The 18,862-nt window shown below is 73.4% G+C and carries 17 protein-coding genes; 11 read left to right on the forward strand and 6 right to left on the reverse strand.

The genetic code is table 11. The features are described from left to right. The first annotated feature begins 10 nt into the window (after positions 1-10). Positions 11-1,195 (forward strand): glycosyltransferase, encoded by a 1,185-nt coding sequence (locus AB7F12_RS24500; protein ID WP_428516375.1) that lies wholly within the window; start codon positions 11-13, stop codon positions 1,193-1,195. Positions 1,196-1,433: 238 nt separating this feature from the next. Continuing rightward, entirely contained in the window at positions 1,434-4,982 is a 3,549-nt protein-coding gene (gene dnaE / locus AB7F12_RS24505; protein ID WP_428497440.1) for a DNA polymerase III subunit alpha, read from the forward strand. 60 nt (positions 4,983-5,042) lie between these two features. Here dnaE and AB7F12_RS24510 read toward each other — a convergent pair whose 3' ends face one another. The 3 genes from AB7F12_RS24510 to AB7F12_RS24520 all read right to left on the reverse strand — a co-directional run bounded on the left by AB7F12_RS24510 (position 5,043) and on the right by AB7F12_RS24520 (position 7,696). Continuing rightward, positions 5,043-5,219, reverse strand: a complete 177-nt coding sequence (locus AB7F12_RS24510) for a hypothetical protein (protein ID WP_428497439.1) — start codon at positions 5,217-5,219, stop codon at positions 5,043-5,045. 118 nt (positions 5,220-5,337) lie between these two features. After that, positions 5,338-6,684: an MFS transporter gene (locus AB7F12_RS24515; protein ID WP_428497438.1), complete on the reverse strand. Its 1,347-nt coding sequence runs from the start codon at positions 6,682-6,684 to the stop codon at positions 5,338-5,340. 151 nt (positions 6,685-6,835) lie between these two features. Beyond that, positions 6,836-7,696, reverse strand: coding sequence for a PaaX family transcriptional regulator (locus AB7F12_RS24520; protein ID WP_428497437.1), 861 nt, complete (start codon positions 7,694-7,696; stop codon positions 6,836-6,838). 37 nt (positions 7,697-7,733) lie between these two features. Here AB7F12_RS24520 and AB7F12_RS24525 point away from each other — a divergent pair, with 37 nt between their 5' ends. Next, a complete protein-coding gene (locus AB7F12_RS24525; RefSeq protein ID WP_428497436.1) occupies positions 7,734-9,014 on the forward strand; it encodes an adenosylmethionine--8-amino-7-oxononanoate transaminase in 1,281 nt (426 codons plus the stop codon). Positions 9,015-9,162: 148 nt separating this feature from the next. Here the strand turns inward: AB7F12_RS24525 and AB7F12_RS24530 are convergent, their stop codons facing one another. Next, positions 9,163-9,942: a class I SAM-dependent methyltransferase gene (locus AB7F12_RS24530; RefSeq protein ID WP_428497435.1), complete on the reverse strand. Its 780-nt coding sequence runs from the start codon at positions 9,940-9,942 to the stop codon at positions 9,163-9,165. 115 nt (positions 9,943-10,057) lie between these two features. Here AB7F12_RS24530 and AB7F12_RS24535 point away from each other — a divergent pair, with 115 nt between their 5' ends. The 5 genes from AB7F12_RS24535 to AB7F12_RS24555 all read left to right on the forward strand — a co-directional run bounded on the left by AB7F12_RS24535 (position 10,058) and on the right by AB7F12_RS24555 (position 13,754). Next, positions 10,058-11,197: an 8-amino-7-oxononanoate synthase gene (locus tag AB7F12_RS24535; RefSeq protein ID WP_428497460.1), complete on the forward strand. Its 1,140-nt coding sequence runs from the start codon at positions 10,058-10,060 to the stop codon at positions 11,195-11,197. Next, complete coding sequence (gene bioD / locus AB7F12_RS24540) at positions 11,194-11,892, forward strand: dethiobiotin synthase (protein ID WP_428497434.1); 699 nt, start codon at positions 11,194-11,196, stop codon at positions 11,890-11,892. Before AB7F12_RS24535 ends, bioD begins: the two co-directional genes overlap by 4 nt. After that, positions 11,871-12,932, forward strand: coding sequence for a biotin synthase BioB (bioB, locus tag AB7F12_RS24545; protein ID WP_428497433.1), 1,062 nt, complete (start codon positions 11,871-11,873; stop codon positions 12,930-12,932). The genes bioD and bioB overlap by 22 nt, the downstream gene beginning before the upstream one ends. Further along, entirely contained in the window at positions 12,929-13,150 is a 222-nt protein-coding gene (locus AB7F12_RS24550; RefSeq protein WP_428497432.1) for a hypothetical protein, read from the forward strand. Before bioB ends, AB7F12_RS24550 begins: the two co-directional genes overlap by 4 nt. 70 nt (positions 13,151-13,220) lie before the next feature. Further along, positions 13,221-13,754, forward strand: a complete 534-nt coding sequence (locus AB7F12_RS24555) for a type II toxin-antitoxin system PemK/MazF family toxin (protein WP_428497431.1) — start codon at positions 13,221-13,223, stop codon at positions 13,752-13,754. 28 nt (positions 13,755-13,782) lie between these two features. Here AB7F12_RS24555 and AB7F12_RS24560 read toward each other — a convergent pair whose 3' ends face one another. Both AB7F12_RS24560 and AB7F12_RS24565 read right to left on the reverse strand, forming a co-directional pair. Next, positions 13,783-14,460: an LON peptidase substrate-binding domain-containing protein gene (locus AB7F12_RS24560; RefSeq protein WP_428497430.1), complete on the reverse strand. Its 678-nt coding sequence runs from the start codon at positions 14,458-14,460 to the stop codon at positions 13,783-13,785. A 4-nt stretch (positions 14,461-14,464) separates the two neighbouring features. Next, on the reverse strand, positions 14,465-15,178 hold the full coding sequence (locus tag AB7F12_RS24565) for an NUDIX hydrolase (protein WP_428497429.1): 714 nt from the start codon (positions 15,176-15,178) through the stop codon (positions 14,465-14,467). Between the two features lie 169 nt (positions 15,179-15,347). Between AB7F12_RS24565 and nadA the strand changes: the two genes are divergently transcribed. Genes nadA through nadC form a run of 3 tightly spaced genes read left to right on the forward strand, consistent with a single transcriptional unit; the run spans position 15,348 to position 18,855 of the window. Continuing rightward, entirely contained in the window at positions 15,348-16,343 is a 996-nt protein-coding gene (nadA, locus tag AB7F12_RS24570) for a quinolinate synthase NadA (RefSeq protein ID WP_428497428.1), read from the forward strand. Further along, positions 16,340-17,965 (forward strand): L-aspartate oxidase, encoded by a 1,626-nt coding sequence (locus tag AB7F12_RS24575; protein WP_428497427.1) that lies wholly within the window; start codon positions 16,340-16,342, stop codon positions 17,963-17,965. The genes nadA and AB7F12_RS24575 overlap by 4 nt, the downstream gene beginning before the upstream one ends. Beyond that, positions 17,962-18,855, forward strand: a complete 894-nt coding sequence (nadC, locus tag AB7F12_RS24580) for a carboxylating nicotinate-nucleotide diphosphorylase (protein WP_428497426.1) — start codon at positions 17,962-17,964, stop codon at positions 18,853-18,855. Before AB7F12_RS24575 ends, nadC begins: the two co-directional genes overlap by 4 nt. Positions 18,856-18,862: the final 7 nt, after the last annotated feature.

Below are 18,862 nucleotides of genomic sequence, written 5' to 3' on the forward strand. Positions count from 1 at the left end.
AGGTACCGCCGTGCGTCCGCTGCGGATCCTGATCGGCGCCGACACCTTCCCCCCCGACGTCAACGGGGCCGCCCGGTTCGCGGAGCGCCTCGCGGGCGGGCTCGCCGGGCGCGGTCACGACGTGCACGTCGTGGCCCCGTCGCCCGACGCGACCGCGCACCGCGCAGCGCCGCGCCCGGGCGCCGACGGGGTCCGGGTGCACCGGGTCCGCTCGCACCGCTACCCGCTGCACGACAACTTCCGGGTCTGCTTCCCGTGGCAGGCGTCGCCGGCGACGGCGGCGCTGGTCGAGGACCTGCAGCCCGACGTCGTGCACGTCCAGGCGCACTTCGTCGTGGGCCGGGGGACCGCGGTCGCGGCGTCGCGGGCCGGTGTGCCGCTGGTGGCGACGAACCACTTCATGCCCGAGAACCTGTTCGGCCACGCCAAGGTGCCGCACGTGCTGCAGCAGGCCGCCGCCCGCTGGGCGTGGCGCGACCTCGCCGGGGTCTACGGGCGGGCCGGTGTGGTCACCGCGCCGACCGGGCGGGCGGCGGGCCTGCTCGCCGACGCCGCCGGTATCGACGGCGTCCTGCCGATCTCGTGCGGCATCGACTCCGCCCGCTACGCAGGTGGTGTCGAGGCACCGGTCCCGACGGTGCTGTTCGTCGGGCGTCTCGACGAGGAGAAACGGGTCGACGAGCTGCTCCGCGCGTTCGCCGCGCTGCCCGCGGGCCTGACCGGTACCCGGCTCGAGATCGTGGGTGACGGGTCGCGCCGCGAGGCCTGGACCGCGCTCGCCGACCGTCTCGGGCTGGCCGGCCGGGTCACGTTCCACGGGTTCGTCGACGAGGAGACGCTCGTCGCGGCCTACCGGCGGTGCGCGGTGTTCGCGATGCCCGGCATCGCCGAGCTGCAGAGCCTGGTGACGCTGGAGGCGATGTCGGCGGGCAAGCCGGTCGTCGCCGCCGACGCGATGGCGCTGCCGCACCTGGTCCGGCCCGGTCGCAACGGCTGGCTCTACACCCCCGGCGACGTCGACGGGCTCGCCGCCGCACTGGGTGCGCTGCTCGCCGACCCGGCGACGCGGGCCCGGATGGGCGCGGCGAGCCGCGAGATCGTCGCAGGCCACGCGCTCGACGCGACGCTCGACCGCTTCGAGGACGTCTACACCGAGGTGACGGGCCGGGTCGCGACGGGCCTGCGGGTGGCCTGAGCCGGGTGCCGCCGCCGCGCGCGGGCGCCGTGCGGGACGGCGCGACACGCGCCCCGGAGCCGTCAGCAGGGGATACCGCCGGGCCCGGCGGGGGTGGCCGAGGTTGTCGGTGCCCGGGGCTAATCTGGGGTCCTCCCCGGCGGCGCTCCGCGAGCCCCGTGCGGGGATCACGGCACGCGCCCCGAGGGCGCCCGACGGCACCGCGCCCCCGGCGCGAGGACGGAGCAGACGGGTCCCCATGACAGCCGCCTCGAGTACCGACAGTTTCGTCCACCTGCACACCCACACCGAGTTCTCGATGCTCGACGGTGCCGCGCGGCTCGACGACCTGTTCTCCGAGTCGGCCAAGATGGGCATGCCGGCCCTCGCGATGACCGACCACGGCAACGTCTACGGGGCCTACGAGTTCTGGCGCAAGGCCAAGGCGTCGGGCGTGAAGCCGATCATCGGCATGGAGGGCTACCTCGCGCCGGGCAGCCGCCACGAGCGCAAGCGCACCTCGCTCGGGGCGAAGGACGCCGACAACCCCGACCTGATGTACACGCACATGACGATGCTGGCCGAGAACACCGAGGGGATGCACAACCTCTTCCGGCTGTCCTCGCTCGCCAGCCTCGAGGGTTACTACTACAAGCCGCGTATGGACCGCGAGCTGCTGGAGACCTACGGCAAGGGGATCATCGCGACGACCGGCTGCCCCTCGGGCGAGGTCGCGCGGCTGCTCCAGCAGGGCGACTTCGACGCGGCGTGCCAGGCCGCGTCGGACTACCGCGACATCTTCGGCAAGGACAACTTCTTCTGCGAGCTGATGGACCACGGCATCGACATCGAGAAGCGGGTCCAGGAGGACCTCTTCGCGCTGAAGAAGAAGCTCGACCTGCCGGGCCTGGCCACGAACGACCTGCACTACACCTACGCCGAGGACACCAAGCCGCACGAGGTGCTGCTCTGCGTGCAGACCGGCAAGACGATGTCGGACCCGAACCGCTTCAAGTTCGACGCGCAGGACTTCTACCTCAAGTCCGCCGCCGAGATGCGCGCCCAGTGGGACCCGATCCACCCCGAGGCCTGCGACAACACACTGTTGATCGCCGAGCGCGTCGACGTGTCGTTCACCGAGGGCCAGGACCTGATGCCGCGCGCGCCCGTCCCCGAGGGGGAGACGGAGGAGTCGTGGCTGGTCAAGGAGGTCGAGAAGGGCCTCCACATGAGGTTCCCGAACGGCGTCACCGAGCAGTACCGCAAGCAGGCCGAGTACGAGCTGTCGGTCATCATCCAGATGGGCTTCCCCGGCTACTTCATCGTCACCGCCGACCTCATCCAGCACGCCAAGAAGGTCGGCATCCGCTGCGGCCCCGGCCGCGGGTCGGCGGCGGGCTCGCTCGTCGCCTACGTCCTCGGGATCACCGACCTCGACCCGATCAAGCACAAGCTGATCTTCGAGCGCTTCCTCAACCCCGAGCGCATCTCGATGCCCGACATCGACATGGACTTCGACGAACGTCGGCGCGGCGAGATGATCCGCTACACGACGGAGAAGTACGGCGAGGACCGCATCGCGCAGATCATCACCTACTCCACGATCAAGGCGAAGGCCGCGATCAAGGACTCGGCCCGCGTGCTGTTCGGCCAGCCCGGCTACTCGGTGGCCGACCGGATCACCAAGGCCATGCCGCCGGCGATCATGGGCAAGGACATCCCGCTGTCGGGGATCTTCGACCCGGCGCACAAGCGCTACTCCGAGGCCACCGAGGTCCGGGCCCTCTACGAGTCCGACGCGCAGGTCCGCGAGATCATCGACACCGCGCGCGGGCTGGAAGGCCTCAAGCGCCAGTGGGGCGTGCACGCGGCGGGCGTGATCATGTCGAGCAAGCCGCTGCTCGACGTCATCCCGATCCAGCGCCGCGAGGCCGACGGCGCCATCATCACGCAGTTCGACATGGGCGCCTGCGAGACGCTCGGGCTGCTCAAGATGGACTTCCTCGGCCTGCGCAACCTCACGATCATCGACGACGCGCTGGAGAACATCGAGCTCAACGGCAAGCCGCCGCTCGTCATCGAGGACGTCGAGCTCGACGACCAGCCCACCTACGACCTGCTGGCCCGCGGCGACACCCTGGGCGTGTTCCAGCTCGACGGCGGCCCGATGCGCGACCTGCTGCGCCGCATGGCCCCCACCGAGTTCGACGACATCTCCGCCGTCGGTGCCCTGTACCGGCCGGGCCCGATGGGCGCCAACGCCCACAACGACTACGCCGACCGCAAGAACAAGCGGCAGGAGGTCACTCCGATCCACCCGGAGCTGGCCGAGCCGCTCAAGGACATCCTGGGCGAGACCTACGGCCTGATCGTGTATCAGGAGCAGGTCATGGCGATCGCCCAGAAGCTCGCCGGATACACCCTCGGCAAGGCCGACCTGCTGCGTCGCGCGATGGGCAAGAAGAAGAAGGAGATCCTCGACAAGGAGTACGCCGGCTTCGCCCAGGGCATGAAGGACCACGGCTACTCCGCCGCCGCGGTCAAGACGCTGTGGGACATCCTGCTGCCGTTCTCCGACTACGCGTTCAACCGCGCGCACTCCGCGGCCTACGGCGTCGTCTCCTACTGGACGGCCTACCTGAAGGCCAACTACCCGGCCGAGTACATGGCCGCGGTGCTCACCTCCGTCCGCGACGACAAGGACAAGGCCGCGGTCTACCTGGCCGAGTGCCGGCGGATGGGCATCACGGTGCTGCCCCCCGACGTCAACCAGTCGGTGCGCAACTTCGCGCCCGTCGGCGTCGACATCCGCTTCGGGCTGGGCGCCATCCGCAACGTCGGCTTCAACGTGGTCGACGCGATCGTGGCGGCGCGCAAGGAGAAGGGCGCGTTCACCGACTTCTCCGACTTCCTGCGCAAGGTCGACGCGGTCGTCTGCAACAAGAAGGTCATCGAGTCGCTGATCAAGGCGGGCGCGTTCGACTCGCTCGGCCACTCCCGCAAGGGCCTGCTCCTCGTGCACGCCGACGCGATCGACGCGGTGATGAGCACGAAGAAGGCCGCCTCGATGGGGCAGTTCGACCTGTTCGGCTCCATGGACGGCGAGGCGGAGACCGACCCGGCGCTGGCCGGGATCTTCGACGTCAAGGTTCCCGACGACGAGTGGGACACCAAGCACCGGCTCGCCGTCGAGCGCGAGATGCTCGGCCTGTACGTGTCCGGGCATCCGCTGCACGGCGTCGAGGGTGTGCTCGCCGCGAAGGCCGACACCCCGATCCAGAACATCCTCGACGGCACGGTCGGCGACGGCGCACAGGTCACCGTCGGCGGCATCCTGGCGGGGGTCAACCGGCGGGTGAACAAGAACGGCGAGCCCTGGGCGTCGGCGCAGATCGAGGACCTCGCCGGTGGCATCGAGGTGCTGTTCTTCCCGCGGGCCTACCAGGTCGTCGGGATCGACGTCGCCGAGGACGCGATCGTGCTGGTCAAGGCGCGGGTGTCCAAGCGCGACGACCGGATCTCGCTGATCGCCAACGACCTCGCGGTGCCCGACCTGCAGGCCGCGGGGGAGGAGAACACCTCACCCGTGGCGGTGAGTCTCCCGGCCACGCGGGTCACGCCGCCGATCGTCGCCAAGCTCAAGGCCGTGCTGGTCAACCATCCCGGCACCCGGCCGGTGCACCTGACCCTGACCAACGGCACCCGCACCACGGTGCTGCGTCTCGACGACGCGCTGCGCGTCACCTCGACGTCGGCACTGATGGGCGACCTGAAGGCGCTGCTGGGTCCGGGCTGCCTGGGCGGCTGACGCGCGGTACGGGGCGGCCGGTGGCGAGAACTCTCGGCGCTGCCGTCGAACCGGTACGGCTCAGAGCCGGTCGAACTCGAACTCGCCGGCCTTCGCCCCGTCGAGGAAAGCCGCCCATTCGTCGCGGGTCGATTGGAGTGGCTCGGTGCCGGTGGCCGCGGTGCATTCGGCGCCGGCGCCGGCGGTGCGGCCCGAGGTCGACGACCTGACCCGGCGGGTCGGGGACGCGGTTCGCACGGCCGAAGCGGCGCCGGCGATCGCGGCGGGGGGTGCGCGGGTGGACCACGACCTCGCCGGTTGAGGAGCACCGTCGGCCGGCGGGTGCCGGACCCTCGCGGCACAGTCCGTGTCCGGCTCAGGTCTGCCGGACGGAGGCCTGGACGGGGGGCCTCGCGTCCGCACCCCGCCCGGCCGAGGGCATCAGGAACAGCGCGATCAGCGACACCACCGCGCAGCCGACGATGTACCAGGCGATCCCGGTGCTCGACCCGGTGCTCGCGAGGATCGCGGCGGCGATCAGGGGCGCCGGTCCTCCGGCGATGACCGACGCCAGCTGGTAGCCCAGTCCGGCACCGGAGTAGCGGACCGTGGTCCCGAACACCTCCGCGATCAGTGCGGCCTGGGGGCCGTACTGCATGTCGTGGAAGATCAGCGACACGACGATCGCGAGCAGCACCAGCCCGGAGACCTTCGTGTCGAGCAGCCCGAAATAGGGGAATGCGAACAGTCCGGTCGCCACGACCCCGATGCCGTACATGAGTTTGCGGCCGATCCGGTCGGAGAGGTAGCCGAACAGCGGCACGCTGACCAGTCCGATCGCGGCCGCGATCAGCGTGTAGCCGAGCAGGTCGTTGCGGTCGAGCTGCAGCTGCTTCGTGCCGTAGGTGAGGACGAAGGTGATGAACAGGTAGAACGGTGCCTGTTCGGACATGCGCACGAACGCGGCGACGAGGATGTCGCGCCACTGGGTGCGGATGACGTCGAGGAGCGGCCTGCGCGCAACGGTCTTCGTGTCGCGCACGGCCGCGAACTCGGGCGACTCCAGCACGCGCAGCCGGACGTAGAGCCCGATGCCGACGAGCACGATGCTCACCAGGAACGGAATCCGCCAGCCCCACGTCTGGAACGAGGGGCCGGTGGCGCGGGAGACGACCTGGACGAGTGCTGTCGAGAGCAGCAGACCCATCGGCACACCGAGCTGCGGCCAGCTCGCCATGAGCCCGCGGCGACGCTTCGAACCCCACTCCATCGCGAGCAGCACCGATCCGCCCCACTCGCCACCGACGGCGACACCCTGGATCAGGCGCAGCACCGTCAGCAGGATCGGTGCGGCGATGCCGATCGCGGCGTGGCCCGGGAGTACACCGATCAACGTCGTCCCGATGCCCATCATGAGCAGCGTGATGATGAGCGTGGACTTGCGGCCGATCCGGTCGCCGTAGTGACCGAAGATCGCGGCGCCGATGGGCCGGGCGGCGAACCCCACGAACTGCGTGCCGAACGACGCGATGATCCCGATGTAGGGGTCGGATCCGGGGAAGAACACCTGCGGGAAGACCAGTGCCGCGGCGGTGCCGTAGAGGAAGAAGTCGTACCACTCGATCGTGGTTCCGACGGTGCTCGCGACCACGGCCCGTCGTCGTTGGGATCGTTGCACGGTCGTGGTCACGGCTGCGGTGGGTTCAGCATCGTCGCTGCTCATCACGGCTCCCCGATCAGGCGGCGACCTCCGGGTCGCCGGCGGTGCCCCGAGGCTGAGCATCACTCGATCGGGTGTCAAACGCTGGCAGTGACGTTCCGGGCAGATCAGACGAAATTCGGTTCCGACCCCGTGGACACGGGGGTCGGGCCGGTCAGCCGATCGCGGAGCGTTCGTCCCAGCGCCGGCGTGCCGGGCCCTCCCAGCGGGCGTGGAGGCTGTCGAACAGCCCGGCGGCGCGGGCGCCCGCCCACTCGCGCGGCAGCAGCGCCGCGGGCAGCCGCGGGTCCAGGAACGGGAACCGTCGCCACGCGTGCACGAGCTGCACCTGGCGGACCATGATCTCGTCGGGGTCGGTGGGGCCGGGCCCGCCGAAGTCGGCGATGAACTCCTCGTAGGCGGCCTCGACCTCGGCGAGGTCCCAGGCCTGGGCGACCATGGCGGCCTCGGCGCCGATCGACCCGAACGGGCCGACGAACGAGCTGGTCACCTCGTCGAGCTCCAGGTCGGCGACGACCTCGGCGACCTCGGCCTGCTTGCCCGGGTCGGGAGAGATCCACACACCCGGCGACGGCGAGCCCAACCCGGCCCACGCGAGCCGGGTGCGCAGCCGGTGCCGCAGCTGCCGGCGCGACTCCGGGACGCTCACGAGCAGCACCAGCCAGCGGCCGTCCCAGGCCGCGGCGGGGGTGCCGAACCCGTAGATGCGCGCGGCCCCGTCGGACAGCAGCCGCCGGCCGGGCTCCGAGAGCGACCAGCGGACCCGGCGACCTTCCCGGTCGGAGGTGAGCAGCCCCTCGGCGGCGGTGCGCGCCAGCGCCTGCCGGGCCGACTTCTGCTCGACGCCGAGCCTGCCCAGCACGTCGACCAGCGTCTGCGTCCAGACCGGTTGATCGTGGGGGAGGACGAACTCCCCCAGCACCGTGAGCAGCATCGACCGCGCGCTGGCGGAGCCGATCTCGCGGCGGCGCGACAGCGCCGGGCGGCCGGCCGGATCCTCGGCGGCGACGGACATGGTCCGGCCAGCGTAGACGCCGCATAGGGTCGGGGTCGTGACCCCCGACGATCTCCTCGCCGCCGACCGCGACCTCGTATGGCATCCGTACTCCCCGATGCCGGCGACGGTCATGCCGCGCGCGGTCGTGTCGGCGGAGGGGGTGCGGCTGCGGCTGGCCGCCCCGGGGGGCCGGACCGTCGAGGTCGTCGACGGGATGTCGTCGTGGTGGGCGGCCATCCACGGCTACCGCCACCCGGTGCTCGACGCTGCGGTCACCGCCCAGCTGGGGACGATGAGCCACGTCATGTTCGGCGGCCTCACCCACGGCCCCGCCGTGGCGCTGGCCCGTGCCCTCGTCGACCTCGCCCCGGGCGAGCTCGGGCACGTCTTCCTGTCCGACTCCGGGTCGGTGTCGGTGGAGGTCGCGATCAAGATGTGCCTGCAGTACCAGCGCTCCCGCGCCCGCCCGGGCAAGCACCGGCTGCTGACGTGGCGCGGCGGCTACCACGGCGACACGTTCGGCGCGATGAGCGTGTGCGACCCCGACGGCGGCATGCACTCGCTGTGGCGCGACGTGCTGCCGCGGCAGGTGTTCGCGTCGGCACCGCCGCGGGCGTTCGAGCCCGGCTACGTCGAGGAGCTGGCCCGGCTCGTCGAGACCCACGCCGACGAGCTGGCCGCGGTGATCGTCGAGCCGGTCGTGCAGGGTGCGGGCGGGATGCGTTTCCACGACCCCCGCTACCTGCACGTCCTGCGGGAGCTGTGCCTGGCCAACGACGTGCTGCTGGTGTTCGACGAGATCGCCACGGGGTTCGGCCGGACGGGGGAGATGTTCGCCGCCGACCACGCCGGTGTCGCGCCCGACGTCATGTGCGTCGGCAAAGCGCTGACCGGCGGGTACATGAGCCTGGCCGCGACCCTGTGCACCCCCGAGGTGGCCCGCGGCATCTCCGGCGGCGAGGCCGGGGTGCTGATGCACGGCCCGACGTTCATGGGCAACCCGCTGGCGTGCGCGGTGGCGGGGGCGTCGATCGGGCTGCTGCGCGGTGGCGACTGGCGTGGCCGGGTCGCCGCGATCTCGGACGGTCTGCGTGCCGGGCTGGCCCCGGCGCGCGCGCTGCCCGGGGTGCGCGACGTGCGCGTCCTGGGGGCGATCGGCGTCGTGCAGCTCGACCACGAGGTCGACATGGGGGCGGCCACCGAGGCGGCCGTCGCGGCGGGGGTGTGGCTGCGGCCGTTCCGCGATCTCGTCTACACGATGCCGCCCTACGTCTGCACCGCCGACGAGATCGCGACGATCACCGCCGGCGTCTGCGCCGCGGCAGCCGCCGCCTGAGCCGGTGAGCGCCGGGGCCCCTGGCCACCGGGTCGGTCTCGCGCCGCCCGGCGTCCCGCGCGCAACCCCACGGTCGTGCGCGGGCCGGGTCACGACCGTGAGGTTGCGCCCGGTTCGGGGGGACGGCCGGGTCAGGCAGGTTTCGGGGTCAGGCCGGTTTGGTGCCGACGATCCCGAACAGCCGGATGGCCGCCCGGATCGGCAGGCCGTCCTGCAGGAACGGCTGCACGGCGTCCATGCACGCGGCGTGGAACGCCTCCGCGCCCGCGGTCTGGATCGCCTCGTAGGCGGGCCCGCTCGCGGCCAGGCCACGTGCGTAGTGCTCGGCGTCGGCGTACTCCATGACGAAGGGGACGTCGATCAGCTCGCCGGGCTCCAGACCTGCCGAGGCGAGGAAGGCCGCGGCGACGCCGGGCTGCTTGAGCCCGACCATCGCGGACTGGTGGCCGATCTGCGCCTGCGTCGCCAGCCGGAACGGGGCGAGCAGCCGCCCGCCCGGTGTGGCGGCCATGTCGCCCCAGAACGTCAGTGCCACCTTGCCACCCGGGCGCAGCACCCGGGCGACCTCGGTGATCGCGGCGGGTGTCGTGCCCCAGATCCCCCGGAAGCTCGTGACCAGGTCGAACGAGGAGTCGTCGAACCCGGAATCGGCCATGTCGCCGACGCGGATGTCGCAGCCGGGGTTGCGCAGCCGGGCGACCTCGACCAGCCGCGGCGAGGCGTCGATGCCCGACACCCGGGCCCCGGCCACGCCCGCCAGCTCGAGGGACAGCCCCGCGCCGCAGGCCACGTCGAGCAGGTCGACGCCCGGGCGCACGTCCAGCAGGCGGTGCACGAACACGTACTCCCGCACGGCGTGCGGTTCGGCGAGCGTCGCCCAGTCGACGGCCTTGCGGCCCCATCCCTCGTCGACCATCTCCCAGCTCATGTACCGCTCCTCCTCGACCCCTCGCGGACTGCTCGACCGATCATGGCCCGCGGGCCTCGCGCGACGTCACATGCGCACGGGTGACACGGGCGCCTATGGTCCCGATGTGGACGCCGTGGACGACAGACCGGAGCATCCGCTCGACTGGCTCGACCGCGCGGCCGCGGACCGCCGGGGCGCCGGGCTGCGCCGCGCGCTGCGCCACCGCGCCGCCGACGAGCCGCAGCTCGACCTCGCGGGCAACGACTACCTGGGGCTCTCGCGCGACAAGCGGGTCGTCGACGCCGGGGTCGCGGCACTGCGGACGTGGGGGGCGGGGTCCACGGGGTCGCGGCTGGTCACGGGGAGCACCGAGCTGCACGCCCGGCTGGAGGACGAGCTGGCCGCGTTCGCCGGCGCCGAGGCGGGGCTGGTGTTCTCCTCGGGCTACGCGGCGAACATCGGCGTCGTCACCGCCCTGTCGGGCGCCGGGTCGTTCGTGGTGTCCGACGGGGCCAACCACGCCTCCATCGTCGATGCCTGCCGGCTGTCCCGGGCGCGGGTGGCGGTGACCCCGCACGCCGACGTCGCCGCCGTCGACGCCGCGCTCGCCGCCCGCACCGAGGATCGCGCGCTCGTCGTCACCGACGCCGTCACCTCCGCCGACGGCACCCTCTGCCCCCTCGACGCGCTGCACGCGGTGTGCCGGGCTCGGGGCGCGGTCCTGGTCGTCGACGAGGCCCACGGGCTCGGGGTGCGCGGCGACGGCGGCCGCGGCCTGGCCGCCGAGCTGGGCCTCGCCGGCGCCGACGACGTCGTCCTGACCGTGACGCTGTCCAAGGCGCTGGGCAGCCAGGGTGGGGCCGTGCTCGGGCCGCGGCGGGTCGTGGAGCACCTCGTGGACGCCGCCAGGACGATGATCTTCGACACCGGCCTCGCGCCCGCCTCCGCGGGAGCAGCCCTTGCGGCCCTTCACATTCTTCGCGACGAACCGGGTCTGCCCGAAGCGGTCCTGTCCGCGGCCGCCGCGCTGGCCGACGCCGCGGGTGTGGCCGCCCCGCCGTCGGCGGTCGTCCCCGTGGTGCTGGGGGAGCCCGAGCGGGCGTTCGCCGCCGCGCAGCGGTGCGCCGAGCTGGGCCTGCGGGTCGGGTGCTTCCGGCCACCGTCGGTGCCCGAGGGCACCAGCCGGCTGCGGCTGACCGCGCGCGCCGACCTCACCGACGCCGACCTCGACCGCGCCCGCCGCGTCCTCACCGAGGTCCTGCGGCAGGCATGAGCATCCTCGTCGTCACCGGAACCGGGACCGACGTCGGCAAGACCGTCGTCACCGCGGCGGTCGCGGCCGTCGCCGCCGGGCGGGGGGAGCGGGTCGCCGTCCTCAAACCCGTCCAGACCGGCGTCGCGCCGGGGGAGCCCGGCGACCTCGCCGCCGTCAGCCGGCTGACCGGTGGCGCGGTCACCACCCGGGAGCTCGGCCGGTTCCCGGAGCCGCTGGCGCCGCTGACCGCCGCCCGCCGCGCCGGCATGGACCCCGTCACCCCGCGCGCCGCGGTCGCCGCCGCGCGCGAGCTCGACCGCGACCACGACCTCGTGCTCGTCGAGGGTGCGGGCGGGCTGCTGGTGCGGCTCACCGCCGACGGCACCCTCGTCGACGTGGCCGCGGGGCTGGGCGCCGCGGTCCTCGTCGTCGCCGCCGCGGGCCTCGGCACGCTCAACCACACCGAGCTGACGACGCGCGCCCTGCGCGCCGCCGGGCTGGTCTGTGCCGGGATCGTCGTGGGATCCCTGCCCGAAACGCCCGATCCGGCGATGATCTGCAACCTGACCGATCTTCCCGAGGTGACCGGGATACCGCTGGTCGGAGCCCTTCCGGAGGGTTCCGGGGTCCTCGACGCCGCCCGGTTCGCAACGGTTGCGCGTCACAGTCTGGGGGCCCCGCTCGGCGGGGAATGGCAGACTCCCGAAGCGTGAGTATCTCGACGACGTCGACGTCGGACCGCGCGGGTCACCCCGCCGCCGGCGACATCCTGGCGACCGCGCGGGAGCAGGTGCTCGAACGCGGCGAGGGCCTGACGCAGGAACAGGTGCTGGAGGTCCTGCAGCTGCCCGACGAGTCGCTCGACGACCTCCTGGCGCTGGCCCACGACGTCCGGATGCGCTGGTGCGGCCCGGAGGTCGAGGTCGAGGGCATCATCTCGCTCAAGACCGGCGGCTGCCCCGAGGACTGCCACTTCTGCTCGCAGTCGGGCCTGTTCGCCTCCCCCGTGCGCGCGGCCTGGCTCGACGTGCCGATGCTCGTCGAGGCCGCGAAGCAGACCGCCAAGACCGGTGCGACGGAGTTCTGCATCGTCGCCGCCGTCCGCGGGCCCGACGAGCGCCTGATGAGCCAGGTCGCCGCCGGTGTCGCCGCGATCAAGGACGCCGTCGACATCAACGTCGCCTGCTCGCTGGGCATGCTCGACGAGGACCAGGTGACGCGGCTGGCCGAGATGGGTGTGCACCGCTACAACCACAACCTCGAGACGGCGAAGTCGTACTTCACCAACGTCGTCACCACGCACACGTGGGAGGAGCGCTGGGAGACGCTGCGGCTGGTGCGCGAGGCCGGCATGGAGGTCTGCTGCGGCGGGATCGTGGGCATGGGGGAGTCGCTGGAGCAGCGTGCGGAGTTCGCCGCGCAGCTCGCCGAGCTCACCCCCGACGAGGTGCCGCTGAACTTCCTCAACCCGCGGCCGGGCACGCCGTTCGGCGACCTGGAGCAGATGTCGGGTCCCGACGCGCTGCGCACCGTCGCCGCCTTCCGCCTCGCGATGCCGCGCACGGTGCTGCGCTTCGCCGGGGGCCGCGAGATCACCCTGGGCGACCTCGGTGCGCGCCAGGGCCTGCTCGGTGGCATCAACGCCGTCATCGTCGGCAACTACCTGACGACGCTGGGCCGGCCCGCCGAGTCCGACATCGACCTGCTCGGCGAGCTGCAGATGCCGATCAAGGCCCTCAACGAGACCCTGTGACGGCGCCCGTGCAGGAGCCGGCCGCCGACGGCGCGGCGCAGTTCTGCGACCAGTGCGGCGCACCCGCCGCCGATCCGGGTCACGAGCGCTGCGCGACCCGCCGCACCCTGGAGCCGCCGCGCTTCTGCGCGCTGTGTGCGCGCCGGATGGTCGTGCAGGTCGACCCCTTCGGCTGGAAGGCCCGCTGCAGCCGCCACGGGGAGACCACCAGCCCGTGAGGGGCGTGACCGGCCACGGCCGGTCACGCCCCTCACGGGGCCGGCCCGGCCGCCTGACATGCTGTGCGCCATGGCGAACTGGGGGAACCTGCTCAAGCAGGTCGTCGACGTCGGGCTGAAGCTGCTGAGCAGCTCGAACCAGAAGCAGGAGTCCGCGCGGCCCGCGCCCCCGCGTCGCAGCCAGGCGCCGGCTCCTCGGGGGAACGGCGGTGTCCGCACCGCGCCGACCGCCGATCGCGCCCGCAGGATCGCCTACGCGCCGGACCTCGACGGTGCGGCCGACCCCGGTGAGATCGTCTGGGCCTGGGTGCCCTACGAGGAGGACGCGAGCCAGGGCAAGGACCGGCCGTTGCTCGTCGTCGGCAAGGGTGGCGGTGAGCTGCTGGCGCTCATGCTGTCGAGCCAGCACAAGCGCGAGGGCGACCGCGACTGGGCCGGCATCGGCACCGGCGCGTGGGACCGCGAGGGCCGTGAGTCGTTCGTGCGGCTCGACCGGGTCCTCGAGATCGGTGAGCACGACATCCGCCGCGAGGGCGCGATCCTCGACCGCGACCGCTTCGACCGGGTCGCCGACCAGCTGCGGTCGCGCTACGGCTGGAGCTGACCGACGCGGGGGCGTGGCCGGGCCGGGCTCAGTTCGGGCTCTGTTCCACCGCGAACGTCGTCATCGGGGCGGGGACGGCCCGCAGCCGGCCGAGCAGACCCGTCTCCCGGGCGAGCAGCTCGCGGACCAGCCGCAGCCGCTCGGTCGGGCACGTCTGCTCCAGCAGGCGCTGCCGGTCGCCGATGGGCAGCAGACAGTCGGCGGCCAGGACGTGCGGCAGGTGCTGCGGCTCGATGTCGGGGCTCGGCTCGGACCAGTCGTCGCTCTTCCACGCCGTCGTGCAGTAGCGGCGGTGGGCGTCGCGGGCCGCGGCGCTGAGGTAGCGGGTGGTGCCTTCGGGCTCGTCGGCGAGCGGGTCGTCGGGCAGGACCTCGACGGTGCCGGTGAGGTAGGGCTTCTCGGTGTCGTCGATCGCGAGCAGCCGGAACCGTTGCACGCCACGGGTCACGATGTCGTAGCGGCCGTCGGGCAGGCGCTGCACGTCGAGCAGTTCGGCGGTGCAGCCCACGGCGTGCAGCGCGGCGAGGCCGTCGGCGTCGGGGCTGAAGCCCTCGCGCACGGCGACGACGCCGAACTGCTTGTCCGGCACCGCACCGGTCACGAGGTCGACGGTGAGCTGGCGGTAGCGCGGCTCGAAGATGTGCAGCGGTAGCGACGACCCCGGCATGAGTACCGTCCCGAGCGGGAACAGGGGGAGCGTCGTCACCTGTCTACGGTACGACGGCCCGGCTGACCTCGCCTGGCGGCCTCAGCACGGCGAATGCGTCGGTGACCCGCAGGCTGCGGCGGGTGAAGCGGAACAACGCCGCGGGCCGGCCGCCGGCGGGACCGGGTGGGGCGACGGCGCCGGTGGGCTCGAGCTGGCCGCGCCGGGTGAGCACGCGTTGCAGGTTGGTGGCCGACACGGGGTGTCCGAGGGCGCCCGCGTAGATCTCGCGCAGGGCCGAGACCGTGAACTCCGCGGGGGCCAGCGCGAACCCGATGTTGGTGTAGGAAAGTTTGGCGCGCAGGCGGTCCAGGGCGTCGGCGACGATGCAGGCGTGGTCGAAGGCGGTGGCGGGCAAGGCGTCCACGGGCTGCCACGCGGTGTCGTCGGGGACGGCGGGGTCGGCGTCGGAGGGGACGAGCCCGAGGAACGCGGTGGCGACGATCCGCGCGTCGGGGACCCGGTGCGGCGCCGAGAACACGCCCAGCTGTTCGACGTGGGCGACGTCGCGCAGGTCGACCTTCTCGGCGAGCTGGCGACGGACCGACTCCTCGACGTCCTCGTCGTCGCCCAGCCGCCCGCCCGGCAGCGCCCAGCGGCCCTCGTCGGGGGCGATGCCCCGTTGCCAGGCCAGGACGCAGAGCCTGCCGTCGCGGACCTGGAGGACGGCGGCGAGCACCTCGTGACCGGTCGCGCGGGGAGGGGTCGTGCCGGGCATGTGCGCAGCGTATGCCGCGTGTCCACAGGGGGTGGCCGGTGGACGTCCGGGTTGCGGCCGGGTGGACACGACATGAGGCCCTGGTCACGCGGGCGATGCCGGGACGCGACGGCGGCTGCTACGATCTCCACGTTTTCGATTGATAGGCGAAAACAGGAGGAGGTGTCCGATGAGCCCGACACAGGTCGTCGACGCGCCCACCACGGGTGCCGACTGGGCGGAGCAGGTCCACGAGCTGGCCCGCCGTCGGAACGCGGTCGTCCTGGCGCACAACTACCAGCTGCCCGAGATCCAGGACGTCGCCCACCACGTGGGGGACTCGCTGGCGCTCTCGCGCATCGCCGCAGAGGCCGACGCGGAGACGATCGTCTTCTGCGGCGTCCACTTCATGGCCGAGACCGCCAAGATCCTCGCGCCCGACAAGACCGTCCTGATCCCCGACGCGGCTGCCGGCTGCTCGCTCGCGGACTCGATCACCGCCGACGAGCTGCGCGCCTGGAAGGCCGAGCACCCCGGCGCGGTCGTCGTGTCGTACGTGAACACCACCGCGGCGGTGAAGGCCGAGACCGACGTGTGCTGCACGTCGTCCAACGCCGTCGAGGTCGTCGAGTCCATCCCCGCGGACCGCGAGATCCTGTTCCTGCCCGACCAGTTCCTCGGCGCGCACGTCCGCCGGGTCACCGGCCGCGACAACATCCACGTCTGGGCCGGGGAGTGCCACGTCCACGCCGGCATCAACGGAGCCGAGCTCACCGCCAAGGCGGAGGCCGACCCCGACGCCGAGCTGTACGTCCACCCCGAGTGCGGCTGCGCCACCTCGGCGCTCTACCTGGCCACGGCGGGAGCGGTCCCGGCCGAACGCGTCAAGATCCTGTCGACCGGCGGGATGCTCGACGCCGCCCGCGAGACCGGCGCGAAGTCGGTGCTGGTCGCGACGGAGATCGGCATGCTGCACCAGCTGCGCCGCGCCGCCCCCGAGGTCGACTTCCGGGCCGTCAACGACCGCGCCTCGTGCCCCTACATGAAGATGATCACCCCGGAGAAGCTGCTCCGGTCGCTGCGCGAGGGCACCGACGAGGTGCACGTCGACCCCGAGCTCGCCGCCCGCGGGCGCGAGGCCGTGCAGCGGATGATCGCCATCGGCCGCCCCGGCGGTGGGGAATGACCCCGCCGCCGAGCTGGGAGGCGACGGCCGACCTGGTCGTCGTCGGCAGCGGGGTCGCGGGGCTGACCGCCGCGCTCGACGCCGTCGCCGCCGGGCTGCGGGTCGTCGTCGTCACCAAGGACGAGCTCGACGCCGGGTCGACGCGCTGGGCCCAGGGCGGGATCGCCGTCGTGCTCGGTGACGTCGCGGGCGACGACACCGACCGCCACATCGCCGACACCCTCACCGCGGGCGCCGGCCTGAACGACGCCGCCGCCGTCGCCGCGATCGTCGAGGGCGGGCCGGCCGCGTTCGCGCACCTGCGGGCGCGCGGCGCGGTGTTCGACGCCGCCGCGGACGGTGGCCTCGCCCGCACCCGCGAAGGCGGCCACACCGCGTTCCGCGTCGTGCCCGCCGGCGGTGACGCGACGGGTGCGGAGGTCGAGCGTGCGCTCCTCGCCACCGCCCGCGGCACCGGGGGGTTGCCGCTGCTCGCCGGACACGTCGCCCTCGACGCCGCCCTCGACGCGGCCGGGCGCGTCGTCGGGCTCTGGGTGGCCGACGCCCAGGGCCGCCCGGGGCTGCTGCGCGCACCCGCGGTCCTGCTCGCGACGGGCGGCTACGGCCAGCTCTTCTCGTCGACGACCAACCCGTCGGCCGTCACCGGCGACGGGGTCGCGCTGGCCCTGCGCGCCGGCGCCACCGCGGCCGACCTGGAGTTCGTGCAGTTCCACCCGACCGTCCTCTACACCGGCCCGGCCGTCGGCCGTCGCCCGCTGGTCACCGAGGCCGTCCGCGGCGAGGGGGCCGTGCTGCGCGACCGCGCCGGCATCCGCTTCATGACCGACGTGCACCCGCTCGCCGACCTCGCTCCCCGCGACGTCGTCGCCGCCGCCATCACCCGGCGGATGGCGGCCACCGGCACCGACTGCGTGTGGCTCGACGCCACCTCCATCGACGGCTTCGCCGCCCGCTTCCCGACGGTGTTCGCCTCCTGCACCGACGCCGGCATCGACCCCCGCGTCGACCTCGTCCCCGTCACGCCGGCCGCCCACTACTCGTGCGGCGGCGTGGTCGCCGACGTCGACGGCCGCACCGCGGTCCCCGGCCTCTACGCCGCGGGCGAGGTGGCCCGGACCGGGCTGCACGGCGCGAACCGGTTGGCGTCCAACAGTTTGCTCGAAGGGCTCGTGGTCGGGGCGCGGGCCGCCCTGTCCGTGGCGGCCGATCTCGCCGCGCCGCGCGGGACGCTCGCCGATCCCGTCGCCCGACCCGGTGCGGTGCCCGTCGCCGACCGGCGCGTCGTGCAGCGGGCGATGAGCGCCTCGGCCGGCATCGGTCGCGACGCCGCCGGGCTCGCCGCCGCGTCCGACGCGATCGAGTCCGTCACCGGGCGGGTGCTGCCCGCCGACCGGGCCGGCGTCGAGGACGCCGCCCTGACCCTGCTCGCGCAGGCCGTGCTGGCCGCCGCGGGTACCCGACGTGAGACGAGGGGCTGCCACGTGCGCACCGACTTCCCCGACCGCGACGACGTCTGGCAGCGGGCGAGCCTCGTCGTGACACTGGACGGCGACGGCCGGCCGGTCGTCGGCGACGCCAGGGGCGCCGGCGTCGGCGCCGGTGCGCTGGCGGGTGTGGCATGACCGCGCAACGGCTCGCCGCGGGTGTCGGTGGCGCCACCGAGATCGGCGTCCCCGATCCCGACGACCTGCTGCGCGTCGTGCGCACCGCGCTGGAGGAGGACCTGCGCTACGGCCCCGACGCGACGACGGCGGCCACGGTCCCGGCCGGCGCGGTCGCGGTGGGGGAGTTCACCCCGCGCCGGGCCGGCGTCCTGGCCGGTCTGCCGGTGGCGCGAGCGGTGCTGGACGAGGTGCTCGGCGCATCCGGCTGGGAGGAGCTCTCGGCCCTTTCGGACGGCACCGCGCTCGTCGCGGGTGAGCCCGCGCTCGTCGTCCGGGCGCCCGTCCGCGGGCTGTTGACCGCCGAGCGCACCGCGCTCAACCTCCTGTGCCACCTCTCCGGGGTCGCGACCGCCACCCGCGCCTGGGTCGACGCCCTCGCCGGGACCCCCGCGCGCATCCGCGACACCCGCAAGACCCTCCCGGGCCTGCGGCTGCTGGAGAAGTACGCGGTGCGCTGCGGCGGCGGGGTCAACCACCGCCTCGGCCTCGGCGACGCCGTCCTGATCAAGGACAACCACGTCGCCGCCGCGGGGTCGGTCTCGGCCGCGCTCGCCGCTGCCCGCGCGGCGGCGCCCGACCTGCCGTGCGAGGTCGAGGTCGACTCCCTCGACCAGCTCGACGACGTCCTCGCCCTCGGCGCCGAGCTCGTCCTGCTCGACAACTTCACCCCCGCCGAGACCGCCGAGGCGGTCCGCCGCCGCGGGGCACTGCCGACGCTGCTGGAGTCGTCGGGCGGGATCGTGCTGGCCGACGCCGCCGCCTACGCCGCGACGGGCGTCGACTTCATCTCCGTCGGGGCCCTGACCCACTCGGTGACGGCCCTCGACCTCGGCCTCGACCTGCGCTAGACGTACC

The sequence above is a fragment of the Pseudonocardia sp. genome, from assembly GCF_050250275.1.
In the GTDB taxonomy this organism is placed as follows: Bacteria; Actinomycetota; Actinomycetes; order Mycobacteriales; family Pseudonocardiaceae; genus Pseudonocardia.

Excerpts from the sequence above, each read along its gene's own strand:
- dnaE (WP_428497440.1), top strand. The coding sequence starts at position 1,434 with ATGACAGCCGCCTCGAGTACCGACAGTTTCGTCCACCTGCACACCCAC.
- AB7F12_RS24515 (WP_428497438.1), bottom strand. The coding sequence starts at position 6,684 with ATGAGCAGCGACGATGCTGAACCCACCGCAGCCGTGACCACGACCGTG.
- AB7F12_RS24520 (WP_428497437.1), bottom strand. The coding sequence starts at position 7,696 with ATGTCCGTCGCCGCCGAGGATCCGGCCGGCCGCCCGGCGCTGTCGCGC.
- AB7F12_RS24530 (WP_428497435.1), bottom strand. The coding sequence starts at position 9,942 with ATGAGCTGGGAGATGGTCGACGAGGGATGGGGCCGCAAGGCCGTCGAC.
- bioD (WP_428497434.1), top strand. The coding sequence starts at position 11,194 with ATGAGCATCCTCGTCGTCACCGGAACCGGGACCGACGTCGGCAAGACC.
- bioB (WP_428497433.1), top strand. The coding sequence starts at position 11,871 with ATGGCAGACTCCCGAAGCGTGAGTATCTCGACGACGTCGACGTCGGAC.
- AB7F12_RS24555 (WP_428497431.1), top strand. The coding sequence starts at position 13,221 with ATGGCGAACTGGGGGAACCTGCTCAAGCAGGTCGTCGACGTCGGGCTG.
- AB7F12_RS24565 (WP_428497429.1), bottom strand. The coding sequence starts at position 15,178 with ATGCCCGGCACGACCCCTCCCCGCGCGACCGGTCACGAGGTGCTCGCC.
- nadA (WP_428497428.1), top strand. The coding sequence starts at position 15,348 with ATGAGCCCGACACAGGTCGTCGACGCGCCCACCACGGGTGCCGACTGG.
- AB7F12_RS24575 (WP_428497427.1), top strand. The coding sequence starts at position 16,340 with ATGACCCCGCCGCCGAGCTGGGAGGCGACGGCCGACCTGGTCGTCGTC.
- nadC (WP_428497426.1), top strand. The coding sequence starts at position 17,962 with ATGACCGCGCAACGGCTCGCCGCGGGTGTCGGTGGCGCCACCGAGATC.